The organism is Microbacterium sp. H83, assembly GCF_001650405.1.
Classification (GTDB): Bacteria; Actinomycetota; Actinomycetes; order Actinomycetales; family Microbacteriaceae; genus Microbacterium.
Genome location: NZ_LWCU01000045.1, coordinates 55,177 through 80,015, shown reverse-complemented (window position 1 = coordinate 80,015; position 24,839 = coordinate 55,177). Strand labels below are relative to the sequence as shown.

The 24,839-nt window shown below is 68.7% G+C and carries 18 protein-coding genes; 12 read left to right on the top strand and 6 right to left on the bottom strand.

Going from position 1 to position 24,839, the window contains the following annotated elements; translation table 11 throughout:
• Positions 1–35: 35 nt before the first annotated feature.
• Entirely contained in the window at positions 36–563 is a 528-nt protein-coding gene (locus tag A4X16_RS14375; protein ID WP_082914477.1) for a DUF3054 domain-containing protein, read from the top strand.
• Here A4X16_RS14375 and A4X16_RS14370 read toward each other — a convergent pair whose 3' ends face one another.
• From A4X16_RS14370 to A4X16_RS14355, 4 genes are all read right to left on the bottom strand, one after another.
• Positions 564–1,052 (bottom strand): SprT-like domain-containing protein, encoded by a 489-nt coding sequence (locus tag A4X16_RS14370; RefSeq protein ID WP_067121647.1) that lies wholly within the window; start codon positions 1,050–1,052, stop codon positions 564–566.
• 44 nt (positions 1,053–1,096) lie between these two features.
• Positions 1,097–1,624 (bottom strand): hypothetical protein, encoded by a 528-nt coding sequence (locus A4X16_RS14365; RefSeq protein ID WP_067121645.1) that lies wholly within the window; start codon positions 1,622–1,624, stop codon positions 1,097–1,099.
• A gap of 101 nt (positions 1,625–1,725) precedes the next feature.
• Entirely contained in the window at positions 1,726–2,586 is an 861-nt protein-coding gene (locus tag A4X16_RS14360) for a spermidine synthase (protein ID WP_067121642.1), read from the bottom strand.
• A gap of 17 nt (positions 2,587–2,603) precedes the next feature.
• The gene (locus tag A4X16_RS14355) at positions 2,604–3,863 is read right to left on the bottom strand and encodes an LCP family protein (protein WP_067121640.1); all 1,260 of its coding nucleotides are present in this window, start codon (positions 3,861–3,863) and stop codon (positions 2,604–2,606) included.
• Positions 3,864–4,008: 145 nt separating this feature from the next.
• Here A4X16_RS14355 and A4X16_RS14350 point away from each other — a divergent pair, with 145 nt between their 5' ends.
• Genes A4X16_RS14350 through A4X16_RS14330 form a run of 5 tightly spaced genes read left to right on the top strand, consistent with a single transcriptional unit; the run spans position 4,009 to position 9,528 of the window.
• Positions 4,009–5,304 carry a sugar ABC transporter substrate-binding protein gene (locus tag A4X16_RS14350; protein ID WP_067121639.1) on the top strand — a complete coding sequence of 432 codons (1,296 nt, stop codon included), beginning with the start codon at positions 4,009–4,011 and terminating at the stop codon, positions 5,302–5,304.
• Between the two features lie 14 nt (positions 5,305–5,318).
• Positions 5,319–6,296 carry a carbohydrate ABC transporter permease gene (locus A4X16_RS14345; RefSeq protein WP_067121636.1) on the top strand — a complete coding sequence of 326 codons (978 nt, stop codon included), beginning with the start codon at positions 5,319–5,321 and terminating at the stop codon, positions 6,294–6,296.
• On the top strand, positions 6,293–7,126 hold the full coding sequence (locus A4X16_RS14340; protein ID WP_067121635.1) for a carbohydrate ABC transporter permease: 834 nt from the start codon (positions 6,293–6,295) through the stop codon (positions 7,124–7,126). Before A4X16_RS14345 ends, A4X16_RS14340 begins: the two co-directional genes overlap by 4 nt.
• On the top strand, positions 7,123–8,643 hold the full coding sequence (locus tag A4X16_RS14335; protein WP_067121634.1) for a glycoside hydrolase family 3 N-terminal domain-containing protein: 1,521 nt from the start codon (positions 7,123–7,125) through the stop codon (positions 8,641–8,643). The genes A4X16_RS14340 and A4X16_RS14335 overlap by 4 nt, the downstream gene beginning before the upstream one ends.
• A 15-nt stretch (positions 8,644–8,658) precedes the next feature.
• Entirely contained in the window at positions 8,659–9,528 is an 870-nt protein-coding gene (locus tag A4X16_RS14330; protein ID WP_082914481.1) for a MurR/RpiR family transcriptional regulator, read from the top strand.
• Positions 9,529–9,557: 29 nt separating this feature from the next.
• On the opposite strand, the gene A4X16_RS14325 is transcribed toward A4X16_RS14330, so the two are convergent.
• A complete protein-coding gene (locus tag A4X16_RS14325) occupies positions 9,558–10,478 on the bottom strand; it encodes a sugar kinase (RefSeq protein ID WP_067121632.1) in 921 nt (306 codons plus the stop codon).
• Positions 10,479–10,645: 167 nt separating this feature from the next.
• Here A4X16_RS14325 and A4X16_RS14320 point away from each other — a divergent pair, with 167 nt between their 5' ends.
• The 6 genes from A4X16_RS14320 to rpoC all read left to right on the top strand — a co-directional run bounded on the left by A4X16_RS14320 (position 10,646) and on the right by rpoC (position 23,794).
• Positions 10,646–12,319, top strand: a complete 1,674-nt coding sequence (locus tag A4X16_RS14320) for an ABC transporter substrate-binding protein (protein WP_067121631.1) — start codon at positions 10,646–10,648, stop codon at positions 12,317–12,319.
• Between the two features lie 86 nt (positions 12,320–12,405).
• Positions 12,406–13,410 (top strand): ABC transporter permease, encoded by a 1,005-nt coding sequence (locus A4X16_RS14315; protein ID WP_067121630.1) that lies wholly within the window; start codon positions 12,406–12,408, stop codon positions 13,408–13,410.
• A gap of 34 nt (positions 13,411–13,444) precedes the next feature.
• Positions 13,445–14,395, top strand: a complete 951-nt coding sequence (locus tag A4X16_RS14310; protein ID WP_067121628.1) for an ABC transporter permease — start codon at positions 13,445–13,447, stop codon at positions 14,393–14,395.
• The gene (locus tag A4X16_RS14305) at positions 14,392–16,092 is read left to right on the top strand and encodes an ABC transporter ATP-binding protein (RefSeq protein WP_067121626.1); all 1,701 of its coding nucleotides are present in this window, start codon (positions 14,392–14,394) and stop codon (positions 16,090–16,092) included. Before A4X16_RS14310 ends, A4X16_RS14305 begins: the two co-directional genes overlap by 4 nt.
• Positions 16,093–16,333: 241 nt before the next feature.
• On the top strand, positions 16,334–19,834 hold the full coding sequence (rpoB, locus tag A4X16_RS14300; protein WP_067121624.1) for a DNA-directed RNA polymerase subunit beta: 3,501 nt from the start codon (positions 16,334–16,336) through the stop codon (positions 19,832–19,834).
• A gap of 84 nt (positions 19,835–19,918) precedes the next feature.
• Positions 19,919–23,794 (top strand): DNA-directed RNA polymerase subunit beta', encoded by a 3,876-nt coding sequence (rpoC, locus tag A4X16_RS14295; protein WP_067121622.1) that lies wholly within the window; start codon positions 19,919–19,921, stop codon positions 23,792–23,794.
• Between the two features lie 363 nt (positions 23,795–24,157).
• On the opposite strand, the gene A4X16_RS14290 is transcribed toward rpoC, so the two are convergent.
• On the bottom strand, positions 24,158–24,754 hold the full coding sequence (locus A4X16_RS14290) for a hypothetical protein (protein WP_067121620.1): 597 nt from the start codon (positions 24,752–24,754) through the stop codon (positions 24,158–24,160).
• Between the last annotated feature and the right edge of the window lie 85 nt (positions 24,755–24,839).

Sequence of the window (24,839 nt, the reverse complement as noted above, 5' to 3'; positions counted from 1 at the left end):
CGGAGGAATCGCGGTCGGCGACGTAGGGTCGTGGCATGAGGTACCTCCCCGCTCTCGTCCTCGACGCCGTGCTCGTTCTCGTCTTCGCGGTGATCGGCCGTGCCTCGCATGACGAGGACCCTCTCGGATTCCTGCTGACCGCGTGGCCGTTCCTGGTCGCTCTGCTGGTGGGGCACGCCGTCGCCGCGCTGCTGCCCGCCCGGCCGCGTCGACCCTGGTCGCCGGCCTGGGGAGCCGTGGTGTGGCTGGTGACCGTCGTCGGCGGGCTGCTCCTCCGCGTGGCGTCGGGCGACACGGCGCAGGTGCCGTTCATCATCGTGGCCACGCTCGTCCTGGCGGTCTTCCTGGTCGGCTGGCGGCTCGTGGCGGCTCTCGTCCGTCGGCGCGGTGTGCGCGCACGCGAGGCGGGGAGCACCGATGCGCCGGAGCGGGATCCGCAGGACGCCGCGCAGGCCGAGGAGCAGGACGCCGTGCAGGCCGAGGAACCGGACGCGGTGCGTGGCGACGAGCCGAGCCGAGAGCCGGGCGAGGGCGGCGAGCCGGACGGCCGACCCGTGGTCTGATCAGCGCGACATCTGCGCCGCGAGGCGGGTGTCGGCCGTGATCTCCCGTCGCGTCCAGGAGAACACGTAGCGGGCGTCGTAGGTGCGCGAGCAGCGTGCGCAGGACGTCGCGCGCGAGGGTCGGCGGTGGCGGTAGGAGATGTGGCCGGAGGGACAGCGTCCGACCCACGGGGCGAGCTCCTCGGCGGTCTCGCCGTGATGCGTCGTTCCTCCGACGTAGCCGAGGTCTCGCGCGATGCGCTTCCATGCGGCGCCGTGCGCGGCTGCATGGCCGGCGAGCGCGTGCGCGACCTCGTGCAGCAGCACCTGATGGATCTCGTCGTCCTCGAAGCGCGCGGCGAGGTAGCGCGACACGGTGATGCGCTTCTTGGAGTAGTCGCACTGGCCGGCGCGCCGCTTCGCATGGTCGAATCCGAACGACCAGCTGTCGTCGAGGTGCAGTGCGATCAGTGCCTCGCCCCAGACCCGCACCCGGTTGAGTTCCGCCATGCGATCAGGCTAGGCCATGCCACCGACATCTCCGCAGGCGGAGGTCAGCCGACGAGCAGCTCCGACGAGCGACGTCGCTCGGCCGCCTCGATCGCCAGCAGCGCGGTCTCCAGCTCGCTGTCCTGCGCTCCGGCCTCGCGCCGGAGGAACAGGGATTGCTTGAAGCTCTCCCGCGCGGTCTCGTAGTCGCCGGCCTCGTAGGCGTTCTTGCCGTGGTGCTGGTGTGCGAAGGCCGCGATCGACAGCCAGCGCTGCCCCTCGGCCTCCGAGGCGCAGGTGGCGAGCTCCTGCTCGGCGGCGGCGTGCGCTCCTCTGTACTGCAGGATCGTCGCGTGCAGCACCCGGGCGCGCAGCACGTCGCGTCGGGTTCCGGCCATCCGTGCCTGGCGAACGGTCTCGTCGGCGAGCACCAGGGCGTCGTCCAGACGACCGAGGACCTTCAGCAGCCACACCCGCTCGAGCATGGCGGGCAGACTGCGCTGGCTCTCGATCTCCTCCAGCCGTGTCGCGCATTCATCGAGATCGACCAGTTCGCGAAGACTGTCCTGGTCGTATCCTCGGATGAATCTCATTGCTCTCCTTCCGCACCATCCCCGCATCCAGTCTGCCTCGCGGGACGCGTCCGTCGGGGCGGCACGCCCCGCATCCGCGCATCCGACCCGGGCGGATCGGATCAGCGCAGGAACAGCGACGCGTCCGGTCGCGGAGACGCGACGGCGTCCGCATCCGTGACGACCCTCGCTCCCTGGACGAAGGCGGTCACCTCGGCTCCCTGGGCGATCTTCGCGGGATGCGGGCCTGCCGCCAGCACGCGGGGAAGCCATTCCGCGGGAAGGGGGGCGAGGGAGGCCGCGATGACGAGGTTGCCGAACCGGCGGCCCTTGAGCACCTGCGTGTCGGCCAGGATGCCGATCTCGGGCAGCACCTCGGCGATCGTCGCGACCTGTCGCCGGGCGAACGCCAGACCCGGACCGTCGGCGACGTTCACGAGGAGCACCCCGGTCGGGGCGAGCAGCTCGGCGAGCTCGCGGTAGAACTCGAGACTCGTGAGGTGCGCGGGCGTCTGCGCCCCCGAGTACACATCGGACACCACGAGGTCGCAGCGGCCGATCACGGCCGGGGGCAGTCGCCGGACGCCCTCGCGGGCATCGCCGATCCGCACGCGGATCGCGGCGCCCCGCGGGAGGGGGAGATGCTCTCGCACGAGCCCGACCAGCGGGGCCTCGAGCTCGATCACCTGCTGGCGCGATCCCGGCCGCGTCGCCTCGATGTAGCGGGGGATGGTCAGCGCACCCGCCCCCAGATGCACGGCTGTCAGCTCTCCGTCGGGCAGCTGGTCGATCACCGCGCCCATGCGGACGATGTACTCGAAGTGCAGATGACGCGGGTCGTCGAGGTCGACGTGGGACTGCGGCGTGCCGTCGACCACGAGTTCGAACCCGCTCGTGAACTCGGAGGGGACGATGGTCGCGATGCCGCCGTGGTCGAGTCGCGCCTGCGGATGCTCGGCGTCTCGAGATCGCGTGCGGCCCATGCTCCGAGACTACGCGCTCAGTCCGACCGGTTGCCCACGGAGCAGGTGTCCTGGTCGACGGACTGACCCGAGATCTCGGGAGGCAGGGTCGCCCGGGTCTCCGGCGCGACCGTACCGGGGGCGGCCGTCTCCGCCGGCTGCTCCACGGGAGCCGGTGTCACGAGCTCCACGCTGCCGTTCGTCGCCACGTCGCCGGACAGTGAGATCGGCCGCCCGGCGATCAGCGCCTCCCACAGGGCCGCCGCGGCATCCTCATCGGGGACGACCTTGTCGCGGTCGTCAGGGTCCGCGACGTTCGGGTACTGCACGAACACGAAGTCCGAGAAGCGGACGTCCTTGAGGGCGAGCCCCAGCTGCGTCAGCGTCAGGGCGTTGTTCAGCGACTCGCTCGGCACGATGTTGTCGGCGACCGTGTTCATCAGCCGCAGCAGCGTGGTCGGGTCTGTCAGGGTCTCGGCGCTGAGGATCTTCTTCGCGAGACGGGACATGTACTGCTGCTGGTTCGAGATGCGGCCGAGGTCGCTCTCGTCGCCGACGCCGTGCCTGGTGCGGAGGAAGGCGAGTGCGTTCGCTCCCGAGACGGTATGGGTCCCCGGCGGCAGGTCGATGGCGGCGAGGGGGTCGCGGATGCCCTCGCCGGCCACGCAGACCTCGACGCCGCCGATGGCGTCCGTGATCGCGATCACCCCGTCGAAGCTGATCTTGGCGGCGAACTCGATCGGGATCCCGCTCAGCTCGGTGACGGTCTGCGCGACGCAGGGGATGCCGGCGCGGTCGAAGACGGAGTTGATCTCGGCCTTCTCCAGCGCGGGTGCCGTCGTCCCGTCCTCCCTGGTGCACTCGGGCACTTCGACCCCGAGGTCCCGGGGGAAGGAGACGACGGTCACGTTCCGCGGCGCGGCGGAGACGTGGACGAGGAGGTTCACGTCGTTGCGGTTGCTGTCGCCGTCCTTCTCGCAGCGGTCCCCGAGGAGCTGCGTCGAGACCTCCCCGCACTCGTCCGTTCCGACGACGAGGATGCTGAAGCCCTTGTCGTCGGGGTACGCCCCGAGCGACGGGGGAGCGACGTCGGCATCGCCCTCGAGCGCGACCGCCCCGTCGCCGACGCGGTTCAGGACGTCGACCGCGATGAAGGTCGCGACGGCCGTGGCCGACACGACCAGCACCGCCACCGCGACGGCCGCGAGTCTGAGGAAGGTGGACAGTGCGCGGGGCGTGGGCAGCTCTGCATGCCGTGCGACGGTGGAGCGAGTGCTGTCGTCCAGAGGCCCTGACATGCCGCAGAGCCTACCCGGGAGCCGCGATGTTACGGCCGCATGACGTTTCCGAGAATAACTTGCAGGGAATTAGTTAGTGATGAATACTTTTTCCTAGCCGGGTGGGCTCCCGATGCCACCAGGACGTTCAAAGAGGAGATCCCTGATGCACAAGCGCATTCTTTCGGCCGTGGCGCTCGGCGCCGTGGCCACCCTGGGCCTCGCGGGCTGTGCCGGCGGTAGCGGCACGGACAACGGCGGGGCAGTCGACGGAGAGGGCCAGGAGCTCACCGTCTGGATCATGAAGGGCACCAACCCCGATTCGACGGCGTTCTACGACGCCGTGTCGGAGGCCTTCGAGGAGGAGACCGGTGCGACCGTCAAGATCGAGGAGGTCCAGTGGGCGGACGCCCATGACCGGTTCGTGACCTCGATCGCCGGCGGCACCACGCCGGACATCGCCGAGACCGGCACCACCTGGACCGCGGAGTTCGCGGACGCCGGCGCGCTCGAGCCGCTCGACGAGTACGTCGACGCCGAGGATGGGCTTCGCGACGACCTCGTCGAGGGCCTCGCCGTCGCCGGCACGTACGACGAGGAGCTCTACGGCATGCCCTGGTACGCCGGTGTGCGCTCGCTCGTCTACCGCGCCGACGTGTTCGAGGAGCTCGGACTCGAGGCGCCCAAGACGTGGGACGACATCGTCGCGGCCGGTGAGGCCATCAAGGCGGCCAAGCCCGACATGCTGCCGTTCCCGGTCCCGGGCGACGCCGAGTTCCAGGTGTACCCGTGGGTGTGGGGCGCCGGTGGAGAGGTCGCCACGAAGGACGGCGACACGTGGACCAGCGAGCTCGACAGCGAGGAGTCGCAGGCCGGTATCGAGTTCTACACCGGACTCGCGACCGAGTACGGCTTCTCGTCGGCCGGTGCCACCACGTGGAAGGAGACGGACCTCCGTGACGCGTTCACGCAGGGCAACGTCGCCATGATGCTGTCCGGCTCGTGGACTCCGAAGGCGCTCATCGAGGCGAACCCCGACCTCGAGGGCAAGATCGGCGCGGCCGTGATCCCCGGCGAAGACGGCGGCATCGCCCCGTCCGTGCTCGGCGGCTCGCACCTCTCGGTCTTCAACACGACCGAGAACGCCGACCTCGCCTGGCAGTTCGTCAAGCTCATGACCACGGGCGAGTTCGCCGAGAAGTGGGCGGACGAGACCGGCTACTTCCCCGGCGTGCAGTCGGCGATGGAAGAGGCACTCGCCTCGACCGACCCGCTGGTCGCGCCGTTCGCCGAGCAGATGGTCGAGGGCGGGGCATCCGTCCCGGTCACCCCGAACTTCGGCGCCGTGCAGGCGAAGAAGACGACCAACTCGATGATCCAGGCCATCCTCGGCGGACAGAAGGACGTCGCCACGGCGACGAAGGACGCCGCCGCTGAGATGACCGAGCTGCTCAACCAGTAAGGCTGTATCACTCCATGTCGATGGTGCACGCGCCACTGCCGGCCACGAAGGCGGAGCCCACCTCCGCCTCCGTGGCCGGCGGCCGGCCGCAGAAGCGAGGACTCTCGCTGCTCACGGCCCGCCCCTGGCTCCTCCTCGCCCCGGGCCTGGTCATCCTCGCGGTGCTCATGCTCTGGCCGCTCGTCCAGGTCTTCATCTACTCCCTGCAGGACTACGGCCTGCGCGAGATCAACACGGGTGAGAGCAACTGGATCGGCTTCGAGAACTACGTCGAGGCGCTCACCAACCCGACGCTGTGGACCGTCGTCCTCCCGAACACCGTCGGCTTCGCAGCGGTCGCCGTGTTCGTCACGGTCGCCGTCGGCACGCTCGTCGCTCTGCTGCTCGCGCGCCTCGGCACGGTGTGGCGCACCATCGTCTCGAGCTGCATCATGGTCGCCTGGGCGATGCCCGCGGTGACCGGCACGTACGTCTGGACGTTCATCTTCGACGCCGACCGCGGCATCTTCAACGCCGTCCTGCAGAACCTCGGCCTCATGGACGAGCCCGTCAACTGGTTCACGAACCAGTGGTCCTTCTACGCGATCGTCCTCCTCAACGTCGTGCACCACGGGTTCCCGTTCGTCGCCATCACGGTGCTCGCGGGACTCCTGGGCGTCTCGAAGGAGATGCTCGAGGCCGCGGCGCTCGACGGCGCGAACGCCTGGATGCGCTTCTGGAAGATCATCTTCCCGACCCTCAAGCCCGTGTTCTCGGTCGTGATCATCCTCTCCACCATCTGGGACTTCAAGGTCTTCGCCCAGGTCTACCTCATGCCGGGCGGCGGTGGCGGCAACCGGTCGGTCCTCAACCTCGGCGTCTGGTCGTACGTCGAGTCGTTCGGCCAGAACCGCTACGGATTCGGCGCGGCGCTCGCCGTGCTGCTCACCCTGGTCCTGATCGGCATCACGATCGTGTACATCCGCTCCCTCATGAAGGAGGACGAGCTGTGAACCCGCGCCCGTCTGTCATGTCGCGCGTCGGCACCGGCGTCGCGGTCGCCGCCGTCCTGCTCTTCACGCTCTTCCCCGTCTACTGGATGGTGTCGAGCGCTCTCGACGCGAAGGCGTCCAGCGGCGGTCAGTCGCTGCTCCCGCAGGAGTTCACGTTCGACAACTTCGCGTTCGTCCTCACGGACGGCGGCTTCGGGACGTATCTGCGCAACTCCGCGATCGTCGCCCTCGTGACGGTGCTGGTGAGCGCGCTCGTCTGTCTGCTCGCCGCCGTCGCGGTCGCCCGCTTCAAGTTCAGGTTCCGCACCACGATCCTGATGATGATCCTCGTCGTGCAGATGGTGCCGCTCGAGGCTCTCGTCATCCCGCTGTTCCTCCAGGTCAAGAGCCTGGGCCTGCTGAACAGCATCCTGGGTCTGATGGTCGTCTACGTCGCGCTGTCGCTGGCCTTCGGCATCTGGATGCTGCGCGGCTTCGTCGCCGCCGTTCCCGTCGAGCTGGAGGAGGCCGCGTACATCGACGGCGCCAGCTGGTGGCGCATGTTCCGGTCGATCCTCCTGCCGCTGGTGATGCCCGGCCTCGTCGCCACCAGCATCTTCAGCTTCATCACCGCCTGGAACGAGTTCATCTTCGCGATGACGATCCTCGGCAGCGCCACCGATCAGTACACGGTCTCGATCGGCCTGAAGTCGTTCTTCGGGCTGCACGCGAACGACTGGGGCAGCATCATGGCGGCCTCGACCATCATCACCGTCCCGGTCATGATCTTCTTCGTGATCGTGCAGCGTCGCCTCTCGGCCGGCATGGTCGCGGGAGCCGTGAAGGGATGACCGACGACCTCACCCGTCTGGCCAACGGAGTGCTGTGGCCCGGCTTCCTCGGCACCGAGGCGCCGGAATGGCTTCTGCACGAGCTCCGCGACGGGCTCGCGGGCGTGGTGTACTTCGGACAGAACGTCGGCGACGGCCTGGCGGGACTCAGCGAGGCGATCATCCGGGCCAACCCCGACGCCCTCATCGGCATCGACGAAGAGGGCGGCAGCGTGACGAGGCTCGAGTCCGCCACGGGGTCGACCCTTCCGGGGGCGGCGCAGCTCGGGCGCATCGACGACGTGGCGGCCACGCGCGCGACCGGTGCGGAGCTCGCGCGACGGCTCGTCGACGTCGGAGCCAACGTCGTGCTCGGACCGGTGGCCGACGTGAACACCGACGCCCGCAACCCCGTGATCGGCGTGCGCTCCTTCGGAGGCGATGCCGAGCTCGTCGCGCGGCACGTGATCGCCGAGATCGAGGGGATCCAGAGCGCACCGGTGGCCGCCTGCGTCAAGCACTTCCCCGGGCACGGCGACACGCATCTCGACTCGCACCACGCGCTGCCGGTGATCTCGCTCGACATCGGCGAGTTCGAGCGGGTGCACCTCGAGCCGTTCCGCCGCGCGGTGGCGGCCGGCGTCGACTCGATCATGACCGCACACATCGTCGTGCCGGAGTGGGGACCCGAGCCCGCGACCCTGAACCCCCGCGTGCTCGGCATGCTCAGGGACTGGGGCTTCGAGGGCGTCATCATCTCCGACGCGCTCGACATGGCGGCCATCCGAGAGACCGTCGGCCTGGGCGGGGGAGCGGCGAGGGCCCTCGCCGCCGGCGCCGATCTGCTGTGCATCGGCAACCCGACCAACCCGGGTTCCGCGGCCGCACCGGATCAGGACGTGCGGGACTTCCTTGCGACGCGGGACGGCATCGTCGCCGCGCTGCGGGACGGGACGCTCTCGCGCGAGCGCGTGGAGGAGGCGGTGCGACGCAACCGCGCGCTGGCGAGCACGCTGCGCGCCCGCGCGGCATCCGCATCGGCATCCGACGCGTCCGAGACGTTCGACGGCGCCGGCGTCGTGAGCCGCGCCGTGTCGGGTGCGAGCGCCGGCGCATCGGCCCTGTCGGTCGTGGACGCCCGCCGTCGCTCGACCCTCGCCGTCGACAGCGCGGCGTCCTACGTCGCCGACGCCCTGGCCGACGGCGGCCACCGCGTGCGCGTCGACGTCGCCCGCACGCCGCTCGAGGAGCAGGATGCCGCGCTCGACGCGGCGGTGGCCGCGCACGGCCTCACGGTCCTCCTCATCGACCGTCCCGACGTTGACGAGGACCAGCGCGCTCTCGTCGCCCGCGCCGCGGAGAGGGATCCGGACGCCGTGGTCGTCAACGTCGGGCTGCCCGCCGAGCGATCGCTCGGCCTCCCCGCGATCGAGGTCGGCGCGGCGAGCCGCATCGGCGCCGAGGTCGCGCGCGACATGCTGCGCGCGCCCGGCGCGCGAAACGCATCGTCACCCGGCGGCGAAGGTCCGGCCGACTGAGGCAGGATGGCACCCGTGGACGCCGATGTTCTCGCGCTGGTGCGCCGATCCGTTCCCCGGCTGAGCGCCGCCGAGGCGCGCGTCGCGGAGACGATCCTCGGCGACCCCACGCTCGTCGTGGACCTCGCCATCAACGACCTCGCGCAGCTCTGCAGCACATCGCTGTCCACGGTCGCACGTTTCGCCCAGTCGCTCGGATTCAGCGGGTACCGCGAGCTCCGTGTCGCTGTCGCCCGCACCGTCACGCTGGCGCAGGCCCAGCAGGCCCGCTTCAGCCTGGACACCACAGCGATCGACCCCGAGGACGAACCCGCCACGGTCGCCGCGAAGCTGGCGGCGCAGGAGGTCGACGCGATCGAGAAGACCGCGCTGGGTCTCGACGCCGTCGCCCTCGACAGGGTCGCGCTGGCGGTCGTGGCCGCGCGCCACATCGACCTCTTCGGTCAGGCCGCATCGTCGCTCACCGCGCAGGATCTGCAGCAGAAGCTCGCCAGGATCGGCTGCTCGGTCGCGCACTCGCCCGATCCGCATCTGGCGCTGACGACGGCCTCCCTGCGGGGACCGGGCGACGTCGCGATCGCGTTCTCGCACGGGGGTGAGACGCGAGAGGTCGTCCGGGCCCTCGAGGTGGCGCGTGACGCGGGTGCTCTCGCCGTCGCCATCACGAGTGCCGCGGACTCGACTCTCGCACGGGCGGCGGACGTCGTGCTTCTCACCCACGCCCACGAATCGCCGTTCCGGATGGCCGCGATGTCGAGCCGCATCGCACAGCTCGCGCTCGTCGACATCCTCTTCGTCCGCGTGGTGCAGCACCGCGGGGAGCCCGTCGTGATCCCGCTGCAGCTGACCCACGATGCAGCGGCACCGGGGAGACGACGCCGCTGATCCGCCCTGGCCTCCGAGGCGGTCCGGCGTCAGTCGACGTGGTCGCGCGTGCTCGCGAGGGCCCGCGTGGCGATGCGATGCGCGCGCGCCAGGCTGCCGGTGAGAGAGAGACCGGTGAGGATGCCGGCGAGGAAGCCGGCCGCGAACGCGTCGCCCGCGCCGATGCTCTCGACGACGGGCACGTCGAGGGCGGCGCTGTCCGTGCGGTCCTCTCCGTCGAACGCGGTCGCACCTCGCGGGCTCGTCACGACGACGAAGCGCGGCTCCGCGAAGAGCGCGCGCAGGCGATCGGGGTCGGCCGTGCCGAACACCGCCTCGGCGTCGGGTCGCGTGCAGAACAGCACGTCGGCGCGATGCGCGTAGTCGGCGATCACGGCGCGCCCGTGATCTTCGCGGCCCCGCCACAGCGCGGGCCGCCAGTTGACGTCGAAGCTCAGCAGGCGCCCGTCGCGCCGATCGTCGAACAGCGAGTCCTGCGCGGCGCGCGCGGTGTCCGACAGCGCGGGCGTGATGCCCGACGTGTGCACGAGCGCCGCCTCGGCGAGAAGGGCGGATGCGGCGTCGGACGCGAGCGTCTCCGGCGACAGTGCGGCTGCGGCCGAGCCGGAGCGGTAGTAGTGCATGGTGCCGTCCACCGAGCCGTCCGGTCGAGGCGACAGCTCCTTCACGTAGAGGCCGGTGGGCGCTTCGGGGTCGACCTGCACCGCGGAGGCGTCGACCCCGTGCCTGTCCAGCTCGGCGCGGAGGAAGCGACCGAACCCGTCGTCGCCGACGCGGGAGACGACCGCGGCGCGGACGCCGGCCGACGCGAGGGCGATCGCGGTGTTCCATTCGGCACCGGCGAGCGAGCGGTGGAACGTCCGTGCCTCTTCGAGGGGTGCGGCCGTGGCAGGGACGAAGGAGACCAGGCCCTCGCCCACGCAGACGGCGAGAGGCGACGAGTCGGGCACGCTCTGGAGATTACCCGATCGGCCACCGCCGGGCATCCGTAACAGGAATGAAACCTCCAGGTGTTTGGCTTGGGTCTGCCCACTGGGTAGTTTCAAGGAATCACCGTTTCCGAAGTCGACGATGTCTTCGGGACGCGCACTGATGCGCTCGACAGGAAGGTCACACAATGCACCACACAGTCATGCGTCGGCGAGGACTCCTCGCCGTCACCGGGGCGGCGCTCGCCGCACTGGTCCTCTCCGGATGCGTCGCCAGCGAGCGCGGTGACGACAGCTCCGAGGGATCCGGCGATGTGGACGGCACGTTCGTGTTCGCCGCGTCCTCCGATCCCGCGAGCCTCGACCCGGCCTTCGCCCAGGACGGCGAGAGCTTCCGCGTGTCGCGTCAGATCTTCGAGGGCCTCGTCGGCACCGAGCCGGGAACGGCCGACCCCGCCCCGCTCCTGGCCGAGTCGTGGGAGTCGTCCGAGGACGGCATGAGCCACACCTTCCAGCTCAAGGAGGACGTCACGTTCCACGACGGGACGCCGTTCAACGCCGAGGCCGTCTGCGCGAACTTCGACCGCTGGTACAACTGGACCGGTCTCGCCGCGTCCGAGGCGTTCGGCTACTACTACAACAAGCTCTTCAAGGGCTACGCCGAGAACCCGGAGGACGCCGTCTACAAGTCCTGCACGCCCGACGGCGACTACTCGGTCACCATCGAGCTGAACAAGCCGTTCGCCGGCTTCGTCGCGTCCCTGTCGCTCCCGTCGTTCGCCATGCAGAGCCCGTCGGCGCTCGCCGAGTTCGGCGCCGATGACGTGAGCGGCTCTGCCGAGGCTCCTGTGCTCTCCGAGTACGCGATGGGGAACCCTGTCGGCACGGGGCCCTATCAGTTCGAGGAGTGGGCTCCGGGCGAGCAGGTGCGGCTGAAGGCCTACGGCGACTACTGGGGCGATGCCGGACAGATCGACGAGATCATCTTCCGCACGATCGACGACCCGACGGCGCGCCGCCAGGCACTGGAGTCCGGATCGATCGACGGCTACGACCTCGTCGGCCCTGCCGACACGGCAGCGCTCGAGGAGAACGGCTTCACCATGGTGTCCCGCCCGCCCTTCACGATCCTCTACCTCGCGTTCAACCAGGCCGTCCCCGCGCTGCAGGACCCGAAGGTCCGCGAGGCGCTCTCCTACGCGATCGACAAGGATGCCTTGATCAGCCAGGTGCTGCCCGAGGGCACCGAGAAGGCCATCGAGTTCGTGCCGAAGGTCGTCAACGGGTACAACCCCGACGTCACGACCTACGACTTCGACCCCGAGAAGGCGAAGTCGCTGCTCGCGGAGGCCGGCTACACCGAGGCCAACCCGCTGAAGCTCGACTTCAACTACCCGGTCAATGTGTCGCGTCCGTACATGCCGGACCCCGAGCAGATCTTCACCGTGCTGTCGTCCCAGCTGGCCGAGGTCGGCGTCGAGACCACCCCGGTCTCCGAGGAATGGGTCGAGTACCTCGACCGCACCACCGGCACCGCCGACCACGGCATCCACCTGCTGGGCTGGACCGGCGACTACAACGACACCGACAACTTCGTCGGCGTGTTCTTCGGCCAGCAGAGCTCCGAGTGGGGCTTCGACAACCCCGAGCTGTTCCAGAAGCTGACCGAGGCGCGCGGCGTCTCCAGCCTCGAGGACCAGACGGCGCTCTACGAGGAGATCAACGAGGATGTCGCGCAGTTCATCCCCGGTGTCCCGCTCGCGCACCCGGCGCCGACCCTGGCTTTCGACCCGCGTGTCGAGAGCTACCCGGCCAGCCCGGTGAACGACGAGGTCTTCACCGACATCGTCCTCACGAAGTAGGACTGACCCGACGGATCCGTCGGATCGGGGCCCCGCGCTCGCCGCAGGGCCCCGATCCGACGTCCCTCTGATCGACGGAGAACTTCTTGCTGCGCACCATCGGCAGGCGACTGCTGTTCCTCATCCCCACCCTGATCGGCCTCAGCATCCTGCTGTTCGCCTGGGTCAGGGCCCTTCCCGGCGGCCCTGCGGTCGCCCTCCTCGGCGAGAAGGCGACGCCCGACGCCATCGCCAGGGTCAACGAGCTCTACGGATTCAACAAGCCCCTCATCGAGCAGTACTTCATCTGGGTCGGACGTCTGCTCCAGGGCGACTTCGGCACCTCGATCCAGACGAACCGACCCGTGGTGGAGGAGTTCTTCCGGCGCTTCCCCGCGACCATCGAGCTGAGCGTCGTGGCGCTCATCTTCGCGGTGGGCGTCGGCATCCCGCTCGGGTACTGGGCGGCCCGGCGCCACGGACGGTTCACCGACCACGCCTCGGTGGTCATGAGCCTCATCGGCATCACCATCCCGGTGTTCTTCCTCGCGTTCATCCTCAAGTACGTGTTCGCGGTGCAGCTCGGGTGGCTGCCCTCGGACGGTCGGCAGAACCCGCGCATCGACGCGACCCACCCCACCGGGTTCTACGTGTGGGACGGGATCATCACGGGCGAGTTCGATGCCGCGTGGGATGCGATCCTGCATCTCGTCCTCCCGGCGCTCGCGCTCGGCACGATCCCGCTCGCGATCATCGTGCGCATCACCAGGGCCAGCGTGCTCGAGGTCCAGAACGCGGACTACGTGCGCACCGGGCGGGCGAAGGGCGTCGGAGCGCAGACGCTGCGCAACCGGTTCATCCTGCGCAACGCCATGCTCCCGGTGATCACGACGATCGGTCTGCAGACCGGGCTGCTGATCTCCGGCGCCGTGCTGACCGAGACCGTCTTCGCGTTCCCGGGCATCGGCTCGTTCCTCGCGAGAGCCATCTTCACGCGGGACTTCCCGGTGCTGCAGGGCTTCATCATCTTCATCGCGATCGCCTACGCGCTGATCAACCTGGCGGTCGACGTGTCGTACAGCTTCATCGATCCGAGAGTGCGGGTGCAGTGATGACCCGGCTCGTTCTCCGAAAAGAGGTGACGTCATGAGCGTCGCGCTCCCACCCGCACAGGGCGGCGGGATGATCGACACCGTCGCCATCGCGCAGTCCGACCTGAAAGAGGGGCCAGGCGGCTTCTGGCGGGACGTCTTCCGCCGCCTCCGCCGCAACCCCACCGCCTGGATCGGCGCGGGCATCGTGCTCGCGTTCCTCCTCGTGGCGGCGCTCGCCCCGCTGCTCGCGCCGTACCCCGAGACGGCGCTCCCCGGAGCGAAGTCGATCACCCCGACCCACATCCCGGGTCCGGGCGAGCTGCCGGAGTTCCCGCTGGGCCTCGACCGCTTCGGCGGCGACGTTCTGTCGAAGCTCATCTGGGGTGCGCAGGCCTCGCTGCTGGTCGGCGTCATCTCGACCGCGCTCGGACTCGTCGGCGGCATGATCCTCGGACTCCTCGCCGGCACGTTCGGCGGCTGGGTCGACACGGTCATCATGCGCATCGTGGACATCATCCTCTCGGTGCCCAACCTGCTGCTCGCGGTCTCGATCGCGGCGATCCTCGGTCAGACGCCGTTCGCCGTCATGATCGCGATCGGCGCGTCGCAGGTCCCGATCTTCGCCCGGCTCCTCCGCGCGTCGATGCTGCAGCAGCGATCGAGCGACTACGTCCTCTCCGCCCAGACCCTCGGTCTCGGACGCGGCCAGATCACGATGTCGCACGTGCTGCCCAACGCGATCGGACCCGTCATCGTGCAGGGGACGCTGACCCTCGCCACGGCGGTCATCGACGCCGCGGCCCTCTCGTTCCTCGGTCTCGGCGGCGGACGCCCCGAGACGGCGGAGTGGGGGCGCATGCTCACCTACGCGCAGAACGAGCTGGCGATCGCCCCCTGGCTGGCTTTCTTCCCCGGCATCTGCATCGCCGTCACCGCGCTGGGCTTCACGCTGTTCGGTGAGGCGCTGCGCGAGGCCATGGACCCGAGGACGAGGGCGCGATGACCGCCGCGAAGGAGAACCCGATGTCGAGCGAACCGCTCCTGTCCGTCGAGGGCCTCGCCGTCGACTTCGCCACGATGGACGGCGTCGTGCACGCCGTGGAGGGCGTCGACCTCGAGATCGCCGCCGGTCAGACCGTCGCGATCGTGGGGGAGTCGGGCTCGGGCAAGTCCACGACGGCGATGGCCATCATCGGGCTGCTCGCCGGCGGCGGACGCGTGGCCGCGGGCAGCATCCGGCTCGACGGCCGCGAGATCGCGCACGCGCCGGAGAACGAGCTGCGCATGATCCGCGGCCGCGACATCGGCCTCGTGCCGCAGGATCCGATGTCCAACCTCAACCCTGTCGCCAAGATCGGCACCCAGGTCGCCGAGTCGCTGCTGGCCCATGGCCTCGCGACCCGGCAGAACGTGAACGAGAAGGTCGTCGAAGCACTCACGGCCGCGGGCCTTCCCGACCCGGAGCGGAGGGCGAAGCAGTATCCGCACGAGTTCTCCGGAGGCATGCGCCAGCGCGCCCTCATCGCGATCGGGCTGGCTTGCAAGCCGCGCCTCCTCATCGCCGACGAGCCCACCAGCGCGCTCGACGTCACGGTGCAGCAGACCATCCTCGATCAGATCGGCGAGATGACGCGCGAGCTCGGCACCGCGGTGCTGCTCATCACGCACGACCTCGGACTGGCGGCCGAACGGGCGGAGCGCGTCATCGTGATGCACCGCGGACGAGTCGTCGAGCAGGGGCCCGCGCGACAGATCCTCGAGGCGCCGCAGCACCCGTACACGCAGTCGCTCGTCAAGGCCGCTCCGTCGGTCGCCGCCGCTCGGCTGCGGCCGGAGGCCTTCCGTGCCGAGGAGCGGCCGTCCGCTCCGACGGCGGGGGACGACGCGGATGCCGCGACGATGCCCGCCTCCGCCGACAACATCGTCGAGATCGAGAACCTCACGAAGGTCTATCCGGTACGCGGGCAGAAGGAGGACTTCGTGGCCGTCGACGACGTGTCGCTGGCGATCCCGCGGGGCGAGACGGTGGCGATCGTGGGGGAGTCCGGCTCGGGCAAGACGACGACGGCGCGGATGCTGCTGAAGGTCATCGAGCCGACGAGCGGCCTCATCCGCTTCGAGGGCAAGGACGTCGCCTCGCTGAGCCGCGCCGAGACGCGCGACTTCCGCCAGCGCGTGCAGCCGATCTTCCAGGACCCGTACTCGAGCCTGAACCCCATGTTCACGATCGAGCGCCTGATCGCGGAACCGCTCGACTTCTACAAGAGGGGCAGCGGTGCCGACCGGCGCAAGCGGGTCCGTCAGCTGCTGGACGACGTCGCGCTGCCGCAGTCGATGCTCCGCCGCTATCCGTCCGAGCTGTCGGGCGGACAGCGTCAGCGCGTCGCGATCGCGCGGGCGCTCGCCCTGTCGCCCGACCTCATCGTGTGCGACGAGCCCGTGTCGGCGCTCGACGTGCTCGTGCAGGACCAGATCCTGACGCTGCTCGGGGACCTGCAGCGGGAGTACGGACTCAGCTACCTGTTCATCTCGCACGACCTCGCGGTCGTGCGGCTCATCAGCGACTACGTCTGCGTGATGAAGGACGGGTCGCTCGTCGAGGCCGCCTCGTCGGAGGAGATCTTCACGAATCCGCGCGATCCGTACACCCGACGCCTGCTCGCCTCCATCCCGGGCAACGAGCTGAACATCGCCTCCTGATCCGCGCGCGCCCCGCTCCGAGACCACAGGAGCGGGGCGCGCGCGAGGCTTTTACCGCAGCATCCGACGAAGGTCAAGGATTGAACTTGCCATGTCGCAAGATCGCGTCTATAGTTGGTAGTTGCGCTCGCTTCTCCCTGCCCTCATATGGTGGTCGGCATTCTGTTGAGCATCCGAGCGCGCACTCCACCTGACGACAAAGGAATCGAGAAGCCCTGCGGGGCTCACGGAGGTTATTCCCTTGGCTGCTGCTCCCAACGCATCCACATCCACCACCACCAAGAACGGACGCGGAGCTTCCCGTCTCTCGTTCGCCAAGATCTCCGACACGCTGACGGTCCCTGACCTTCTCGCCCTGCAGACCGAGTCCTTCGGTTGGCTCGTCGGCAACGACGCCTGGAAGGCTCGTGTCGCGGAGGCCAAGCAGGCCGGCCGCACCGACGTCAACGAGGTCTCGGGTCTCGGTGAGATCTTCGAGGAGATCTCCCCGATCGAGGACCTCGGCGAGACGATGCAGCTCTCGTTCACGAACCCGTACCTCGAGCCCGAGAAGTACTCCATCGAGGAGTGCAAGGAGCGCGGCAAGACGTACGCGGCCCCGCTGTACGTCGAGGCCGAGTTCATGAACCACCTCACGGGTGAGATCAAGACCCAGACGGTCTTCATGGGCGACTTCCCGCTCCAGACCGACAAGGGAACGTTCATCATCAACGGCTCCGAGCGCGTCGTCGTCTCGCAGCTCGTGCGCTCGCCCGGTGTGTACTTCGACAAGACGCCCGACAAGACGTCCGACAAGGACATCGTCTCGGCGCGCGTGATCCCGAGCCGTGGTGCATGGCTCGAGTTCGAGATCGACAAGCGCGACCAGGTCGGCGTGCGCATCGACCGCAAGCGCAAGCAGTCCGTCACCGTCTTCCTGAAGGCCCTCGGCCTGTCGAGCGAGGAGATCCTCGCCGAGTTCGCCGGCTTCCCCTCGATCGAGGAGACCCTGGCGAAGGACACCATCGTCACCAAGGAAGACGCGCTGCGCGACATCTACCGCAAGCTGCGTCCGGGCGAGCAGGTCGCCGCCGAGGCCGCCCGCGCGCTGCTGGACAACTTCTACTTCAACCCGAAGCGCTACGACCTCGCCAAGGTGGGTCGCTACAAGATCAACCAGAAGCTCGGTCTCGACGCGCCGCTGACCGACTCCGTGCTCACGGTGCAGGACATCGTCGCGACGATCAAGTACCTGGTGCGCATCCACGCCGGAACCGAGACGTTCGAGGGCATCCGCGGCGGCAAGCAGGCCGAGATCCGCATCGCCACCGACGACATCGACAACTTCGGCAACCGTCGCATCCGCGCGGTCGGCGAGCTCATCCAGAACCAGGTCCGCACCGGTCTGTCGCGCATGGAGCGCGTCGTCCGCGAGCGCATGACCACGCAGGACATCGAGGCGATCACGCCGCAGACCCTGATCAACGTGCGCCCCGTCGTCGCCGCGATCAAGGAGTTCTTCGGAACGTCGCAGCTGTCGCAGTTCATGGACCAGAACAACCCGCTCGCGGGTCTGACCAACAAGCGTCGCCTCTCGGCACTCGGCCCCGGTGGTCTGAGCCGCGACCGCGCCGGCGTCGAGGTCCGTGACGTCCACCCGTCGCACTACGGCCGCATGTGCCCGATCGAGACGCCGGAAGGCCCGAACATCGGTCTGATCGGTGCGCTCGCGACCTTCGCGCGCATCAACTCGTTCGGTTTCATCGAGACCCCGTACCGCAAGGTCGAGGGCGGCGTGGTCACCGAGCACATCGACTACCTGACCGCCTCCGAGGAGGTCGACTTCAACATCGCTCAGGCCAACGCGCCGCTCGATGCCAAGGGTCGCTTCCGCGAGAGCCACGTCCTCGCACGCCCGAAGGGCGGCAGCGGTGAGGTGGACCTCTTCCTCCCCGAGGAGATCGGCTACATCGACGTCTCGCCGCGCCAGATGGTGTCCGTCGCGACCTCTCTCGTGCCCTTCCTCGAGCACGACGACGCGCAGCGCGCGCTCATGGGCGCCAACATGCAGCGTCAGGCCGTGCCGCTGCTCCGCAGCGACTCGCCGCTCGTCGGAACCGGTATGGAGGGCTACACCGCCATCGACGCCGGTGACGTGATCACCGCCGAGAAGGCCGGTGTCGTCACCGAGGTCTCCGCCGACCGCGTCACCGTCATGCTCGACGAGGGCGGCACGCAGGACTACCATCTGCGCAAGTTCGACCGCTCGAACCAGGGCACGTCGTACAACCAGAAGGTCGTCGTCAGCGCCGGTGAGCGCGTCGAGGCCGGAGAGGTCATCGCCGATGGCCCCGCCACCGAGAACGGCGAGCTGGCGCTCGGCAAGAACCTCCTCGTCGCGTTCATGACGTGGGAGGGCTACAACTTCGAGGACGCCATCATCCTGAGCCAGGACCTGGTGAAGGATGACACCCTCTCGTCGATCCACATCGAGGAGTACGAGGTCGACGCCCGCGACACGAAGCTCGGCAAGGAGGAGATCACCCGTGACCTCCCCAACGTCAGCCCGGAGCTGCTGAAGGACCTCGACGAGCGCGGCATCATCCGCATCGGCGCCGAGGTCCGCCCCGGCGACATCCTCGTCGGCAAGGTCACGCCGAAGGGCGAGACCGAGCTGTCGGCCGAGGAGCGCCTGCTCCGCGCGATCTTCAACGAGAAGAGCCGCGAGGTCCGCGACACGTCCCTGAAGGTGCCTCACGGCGAGCAGGGCACGATCATCGCGGTCAAGGAGTTCAACGCCGAGGACGGCGACGACGAGCTCGGCTCCGGCGTCAACCGCCGCGTCGTGGTCTACATCGCCCAGAAGCGCAAGATCACCGAGGGTGACAAGCTCGCCGGCCGTCACGGCAACAAGGGCGTCATCGCGAAGATCCTCCCGATCGAGGACATGCCGTTCCTGTCGGACGGCACCCCGGTCGACATCGTGCTGAACCCGCTCGGCATCCCGGGTCGAATGAACTTCGGCCAGGTCCTCGAGACCCACCTCGGGTGGATCGCGAAGCAGGGCTGGAAGGTCGAGGGGAACCCCGAGTGGGCTGTGAAGCTCCCGAAGGACGCCTTCGAGGCCGCTCCCGGCACCAAGGTCGCCACCCCGGTGTTCGACGGTGCGAGCGAGGAGGAGATCTCCGGTCTCCTCGACTCGACCACCCCGACGCGCGACGGTGTGCGCCTGATCGACTCGAGCGGCAAGACGCAGCTGTTCGACGGTCGCTCGGGTGAGCCGTTCCCGGCGCCGATCTCGGTGGGCTACATGTACATCCTGAAGCTCCACCACCTGGTCGACGACAAGATCCACGCACGCTCGACGGGCCCGTACTCGATGATCACCCAGCAGCCGCTCGGTGGTAAGGCGCAGTTCGGTGGCCAGCGCTTCGGTGAGATGGAGGTGTGGGCCCTCGAGGCCTACGGCGCCGCGTACGCCCTCCAGGAGCTCCTCACGATCAAGTCCGACGACATCCTCGGCCGCGTCAAGGTCTACGAGGCGATCGTCAAGGGCGAGAACATCCAGGAGCCCGGCATCCCCGAGTCGTTCAAGGTGCTCATGAAGGAGATGCAGTCGCTCTGCCTGAACGTCGAGGTCCTCTCGGCCGACGGCACGGCGGTGAACCTGCGTGACACCGACGACGAGGCCTTCCGCGCAGCGGAGGAGCTCGGCATCAACATCTCCAGCCGTTTCGAGGCCGCCTCGATCGACGAGATCTAAGGTCCAGGCCGCCGCCTGAGCGTCCGCTCCGGCGGCGGCCCACCTCCCCGATTTCTTCAGAAGAATTCCTACACAGGAGAATTTGTGCTCGAGTCAAACACTTTCGATGAGCTTCGCATCGGTCTCGCGACCGCGGACCACATCCGCGCCTGGTCCTACGGCGAGGTCAAGAAGCCCGAAACCATCAACTACCGCACCCTGAAGCCGGAGAAGGACGGTCTCTTCGGAGAGCAGATCTTCGGCCCGTCCCGCGACTGGGAGTGCGCCTGCGGAAAGTACAAGCGCGTCCGCTTCAAGGGCATCGTCTGCGAGCGCTGCGGCGTCGAGGTCACCAAGTCCTCGGTCCGTCGTGAGCGCATGGGTCACATCGAGCTCGCCGCTCCGGTCACCCACATCTGGTACTTCAAGGGTGTCCCCTCGCGTCTCGGCTACCTGCTCGACATGGCGCCGAAGGACCTCGAGAAGGTCATCTACTTCGCCGCCTACATGGTGATCTCGGTCGACGAGGATGCTCGTCACCGCGACCTGGGCACGCAGGAGAACAACATCCGCCTCGAGCTGAAGACGCTCGGCGACCGTCGTGACGCGAAGATCGCGGAGCGCCTCGCTCGCCTGGAGGAGGAGCTCGCCTCGCTCGAGGCCGAGGGTGCCAAGGCCGACGCGAAGAAGAAGGTCAAGGACGCCGCCGAGAAGGAGATGTCGCTCATCCGCAAGGGTGCCGACGAGGCGATCGCCAAGCTCGAGCGCGTGTGGGAGGACTTCCGCACGCTCGAGGTGGGCGCGCTGCGTCCCGAGGACGACGTCTTCCACGAGCTGCAGGACCGCTTCGGTCAGTACTTCGAGGCCTACATGGGCGCCGAGTCGATCCAGCGTCGTCTCGCGGCGTTCGACCTCGAGGCCGAGGCGGAGAGCCTGCGCCTGCAGATCTCCGAGGGCAAGGGCCAGCGCAAGATCCGTGCGATCAAGCGCCTCAAGGTCGTCAGCTCCTTCCTGGAGACCGGCATGAGCCCGGCCGCCATGGTGCTGGACGTCGTCCCGGTGATCCCGCCGGAGCTCCGCCCCATGGTGCAGCTCGACGGTGGCCGCTTCGCGACCTCCGACCTCAACGACCTCTACCGTCGTGTGATCAACCGCAACAACCGTCTTCGTCGTCTGATCGACCTCGGCGCCCCCGAGATCATCGTCAACAACGAGAAGCGGATGCTGCAGGAGGCCGTCGACGCCCTGTTCGACAACGGCCGTCGCGGTCGTCCCGTCACGGGTACCGGCAACCGCGCCCTGAAGTCCCTCAGCGACATGCTGAAGGGTAAGCAGGGTCGCTTCCGCCAGAACCTGCTCGGAAAGCGCGTCGACTACTCGGGCCGTTCGGTCATCATCGTCGGACCGCAGCTCCAGCTGCACCAGTGCGGTCTGCCGAAGCAGATGGCTCTCGAGCTCTTCAAGCCCTTCGTGATCAAGCGTCTGATCGACCTCGGTCACTCGCAGAACATCAAGGCGGCGAAGCGCGCCGTCGAGCGCACGCGTCCCGAGGTCTGGGACGTGCTCGAGGAGATCATCCGCGAGCGCCCCGTGCTGCTGAACCGTGCACCCACCCTGCACCGTCTCGGCATCCAGGCGTTCGAGCCTCAGCTCGTCGAGGGCAAGGCCATCCAGCTGCACCCTCTCGTCTGCGCGGCGTTCAACGCCGACTTCGACGGTGACCAGATGGCCGTGCACCTGCCGCTGTCGGTCGAGGCTCAGGCCGAGGCCCGCGTGCTGATGCTCGCCTCGAACAACATCCTCAAGCCGTCGGACGGCCGTCCGGTCACCCTGCCCTCGCAGGACATGATCATCGGTCTGCACCACCTGACGACGGTCAAGGACGGCGCTGCCGGTGAGGGCCGTGCATTCGGTTCCGTGGGCGAGGCGATCCTGGCGAAGGACGAGGGAACCCTCGACCTGCAGGCCAAGGTCCGCATCCGCATCCCCGGCCTGACGTTCCTCGAGGGCGAAGCGCCCGAGGGATACGAGCGTCACGGTCTCGTCGACGCCTCGCTCGGTCAGGCGATCTTCAACGACACGCTGCCCAAGGGCTACCCGTTCGTCCGTGAGGTCGCCGACAAGGGCAAGCTGTCGCAGATCGTCAACAAGCTGGCCGAGGAGTACCCCAAGGTCGAGACGGCTGCGTCGCTGGACCGCATCAAGGACGCCGGCTTCTACTGGGCCACTCGTTCGGGTGTGACCGTCGCGCTCAGCGACATCCTCACGCCGCCGAACAAGGCCGAGATCGTCGCGGGCTACGAGAAGCAGGCCGCGAAGGTCCAGTCCCAGTACGAGAAGGGCCTCACGACCGACGCCGAGCGTCGTCAGGAGCTCATCAAGATCTGGACCGAGGCGACCGACGAGGTCCAGGCCGCGATGAAGGCGCACTTCCCGCAGGACAACACCATCAACCGCATGGTGTCCTCGGGCGCCCGTGGTAACTGGCTGCAGATCCGGAACATCGCCGGTATGCGTGGTCTGGTGAACAACCCCAAGGGTGAGATCATCCCGCGTCCGATCATCTCCTCGTACCGCGAGGGTCTGTCGGTGGCGGAGTACTTCATCGCGACGCACGGTACCCGCAAGGGTCTCGCCGACACCGCTCTGCGTACCGCCGACTCGGGTTACCTGACCCGTCGTCTGGTGGACGTCTCGCAGGACGTCATCATCCGCGAAGAGGACTGCGGCACGTCGAAGGGCCTCGAGCTCCCGATCGCCGCCCCGAACTCGCAGGGTGAGCTGGTGCGCGACGCGAACGTCGAGAACTCGGTGTTCGCCCGCACCCTGGCGGCCGACGTGGTCGACAGCAAGGGCGAGGTCCTCGCCGCTGCCGGTGACGACGTGGGCGACGTCCTGATCGACAAGCTCGTCGCGCTCGGTGTCGAGACCATCAAGGTCCGCTCGGTCCTGACCTGCGACTCGGCTGTCGGCGTCTGCGCGCAGTGCTACGGCCGTTCGCTCGCGACCGGCAAGACCGTCGACATCGGCGAGGCCGTCGGCATCATCGCGGCCCAGTCGATCGGTGAGCCCGGTACCCAGCTGACGATGCGCACGTTCCACACCGGTGGTTCGGCATCGGCGGATGACATCACCCAGGGTCTGCCCCGTGTCCAGGAGCTCTTCGAGGCCCGTACCCCCAAGGGTGCGTCGCCGATCGCGGAGGCCGACGGTCGCATCACGATCGACGAGACGGACAAGGCCAAGAAGGTCATCCTCACGCCCGACAACGGCGACGAGGAAGTGGTCTACCCGGTGCTGAAGCGTGCGACGCTCCTCGTCGAGGACGGCCAGCACGTCACCGTCGGTCAGCCCCTGCAGGTCGGCACGCTCGACCCCAAGGAGGTCATGCGCGTCATGGGTGCCCGCGAGGTGCAGCGTTACCTCGTCGGCGGCGTCCAGGGCGTCTACCGCTCGCAGGGTGTGCCGATCCACGACAAGCACATCGAGGTCATCGTCCGTCAGATGCTCCGCAAGGTCACCGTCGTCGATCACGCCGACACGACTCTGCTCCCGGGTGAGATGGTCGACCTCAAGCGCTACCAGTCGATCAACCGCGAGGCCGTGGCAGAGGGCAAGCGCCCCGCGTCCGGCCGTCCGGAGCTGATGGGTATCACGAAGGCGTCGCTCGCGACCGAGTCGTGGCTGTCGGCCGCGTCCTTCCAGGAGACGACCCGCGTGCTCACGCAGGCCGCCATGGAGGGCAAGCGCGACCCGCTGGTCGGTCTCAAGGAGAACGTCATCATCGGAAAGCTCATCCCCGCCGGAACGGGACTCTCGAAGTACCGCGACGTCACGGTCGAGGCGACCGAGGAGGCCAAGAGCGAGCGCTACCCGAACCGGATCTTCGCATCCGACGGTGCGTACGCCGACGGCGACTTCGGCTACGTTGACTTCGACGCGTTCTCGACGGACGACATCACGCCGGGAACCTACAACTGAGGTTCTGAGTGAATGAGAAGGCCCCGGGCATCCGCTCGGGGCCTTCTTCGTGTCCGCGGCTGTCGGTTGGAGGGCCCGTCGGTCGGTGGGTCCGTCGGCGGGTCCGTCGGTGGGCCGTTCGGTCGGCGGGTCTGTCGGTCGGTGGGCCCGTCGGTCGGTGGTGGTCTGTCGGTCGGTCGGTCGGGTGAGCACAGCGTCGGATCCGGGCGTCGACACGCCGGGGGATCGGATGCTGCGCCGGCGCGCCGCCCCACGGCATCCGAAGCCGTGCCCGAGCGAAGAGCACGCGAGGGGAGAGCACGTCCAGGGGAGGGCATGCGAGGGGAGAGCACGCGAGGGGAGAGCACGCGAGGGGAGCGAGGGTCAGTCGAACAGGTGCGCGATGATGCTCGACGTGTAGCCGGTCGGGGCGAGGTTCGAGTACACCGTGTCGATGAGGATGTCGTCGCGCCAGAAGAGCGTGCGGCCGTCGGTGACCGGGTATTGCGGGTTCGGCCAGGTCTTCTCGCAGCGGGTGCCCTCGTCGGGCGTGAAGCAGGTGAAGCCCTCCGTCGCGACGAGTCCGTTGAGCAGGTCGAGCGCCGGACCGCGGTTCATCCTCGCGATGGTGGTGACGAGGCCGGTCGTGTCGGCGCGGGGGTCCCGCCAGATGCAGGTCAGGGTTCCGTCGTCGCCCACGCCGGACGGTCCCATCGCCGCGTCGTTGAGGGGCGTCTCGCCCAACTGGGACAGCACGTCCTCGGAGAGGATGGCGCGGCAGTCGGTGGGCAGTGCGACGGCCGGAGACGTCGGAGTGGGGGACGGGGTCGGAGACGAGGACGCCTCGGGCGACGCGCTCGCGGACGGCTCGGCGGAGGCGCTCGATCCGCCGCCGCCGTCGGGGGCGGAGCCCGAGCAGCCGGCGAGCACCGCGATCAGCACGATGGTGGCAGCCGCTGCGGCGAGACGACGAGTGTCCATGCGCACACGGTAGCGCTCGGCGCGTCGCCGGCGACGGAGGCTGACCGCTCCACCATGCATCGCGTCGGAACGGTAGTGTCGGCTG

Excerpts from the sequence above, each read along its gene's own strand:
- A4X16_RS14310 (WP_067121628.1), top strand. The coding sequence starts at position 13,445 with ATGAGCGTCGCGCTCCCACCCGCACAGGGCGGCGGGATGATCGACACC.
- A4X16_RS14335 (WP_067121634.1), top strand. The coding sequence starts at position 7,123 with ATGACCGACGACCTCACCCGTCTGGCCAACGGAGTGCTGTGGCCCGGC.
- A4X16_RS14375 (WP_082914477.1), top strand. The coding sequence starts at position 36 with ATGAGGTACCTCCCCGCTCTCGTCCTCGACGCCGTGCTCGTTCTCGTC.
- A4X16_RS14320 (WP_067121631.1), top strand. The coding sequence starts at position 10,646 with ATGCACCACACAGTCATGCGTCGGCGAGGACTCCTCGCCGTCACCGGG.
- A4X16_RS14355 (WP_067121640.1), bottom strand. The coding sequence starts at position 3,863 with ATGTCAGGGCCTCTGGACGACAGCACTCGCTCCACCGTCGCACGGCAT.
- A4X16_RS14345 (WP_067121636.1), top strand. The coding sequence starts at position 5,319 with ATGTCGATGGTGCACGCGCCACTGCCGGCCACGAAGGCGGAGCCCACC.
- A4X16_RS14305 (WP_067121626.1), top strand. The coding sequence starts at position 14,392 with ATGACCGCCGCGAAGGAGAACCCGATGTCGAGCGAACCGCTCCTGTCC.
- A4X16_RS14350 (WP_067121639.1), top strand. The coding sequence starts at position 4,009 with ATGCACAAGCGCATTCTTTCGGCCGTGGCGCTCGGCGCCGTGGCCACC.
- A4X16_RS14365 (WP_067121645.1), bottom strand. The coding sequence starts at position 1,624 with ATGAGATTCATCCGAGGATACGACCAGGACAGTCTTCGCGAACTGGTC.
- A4X16_RS14360 (WP_067121642.1), bottom strand. The coding sequence starts at position 2,586 with ATGGGCCGCACGCGATCTCGAGACGCCGAGCATCCGCAGGCGCGACTC.
- A4X16_RS14370 (WP_067121647.1), bottom strand. The coding sequence starts at position 1,052 with ATGGCGGAACTCAACCGGGTGCGGGTCTGGGGCGAGGCACTGATCGCA.
- A4X16_RS14290 (WP_067121620.1), bottom strand. The coding sequence starts at position 24,754 with ATGGACACTCGTCGTCTCGCCGCAGCGGCTGCCACCATCGTGCTGATC.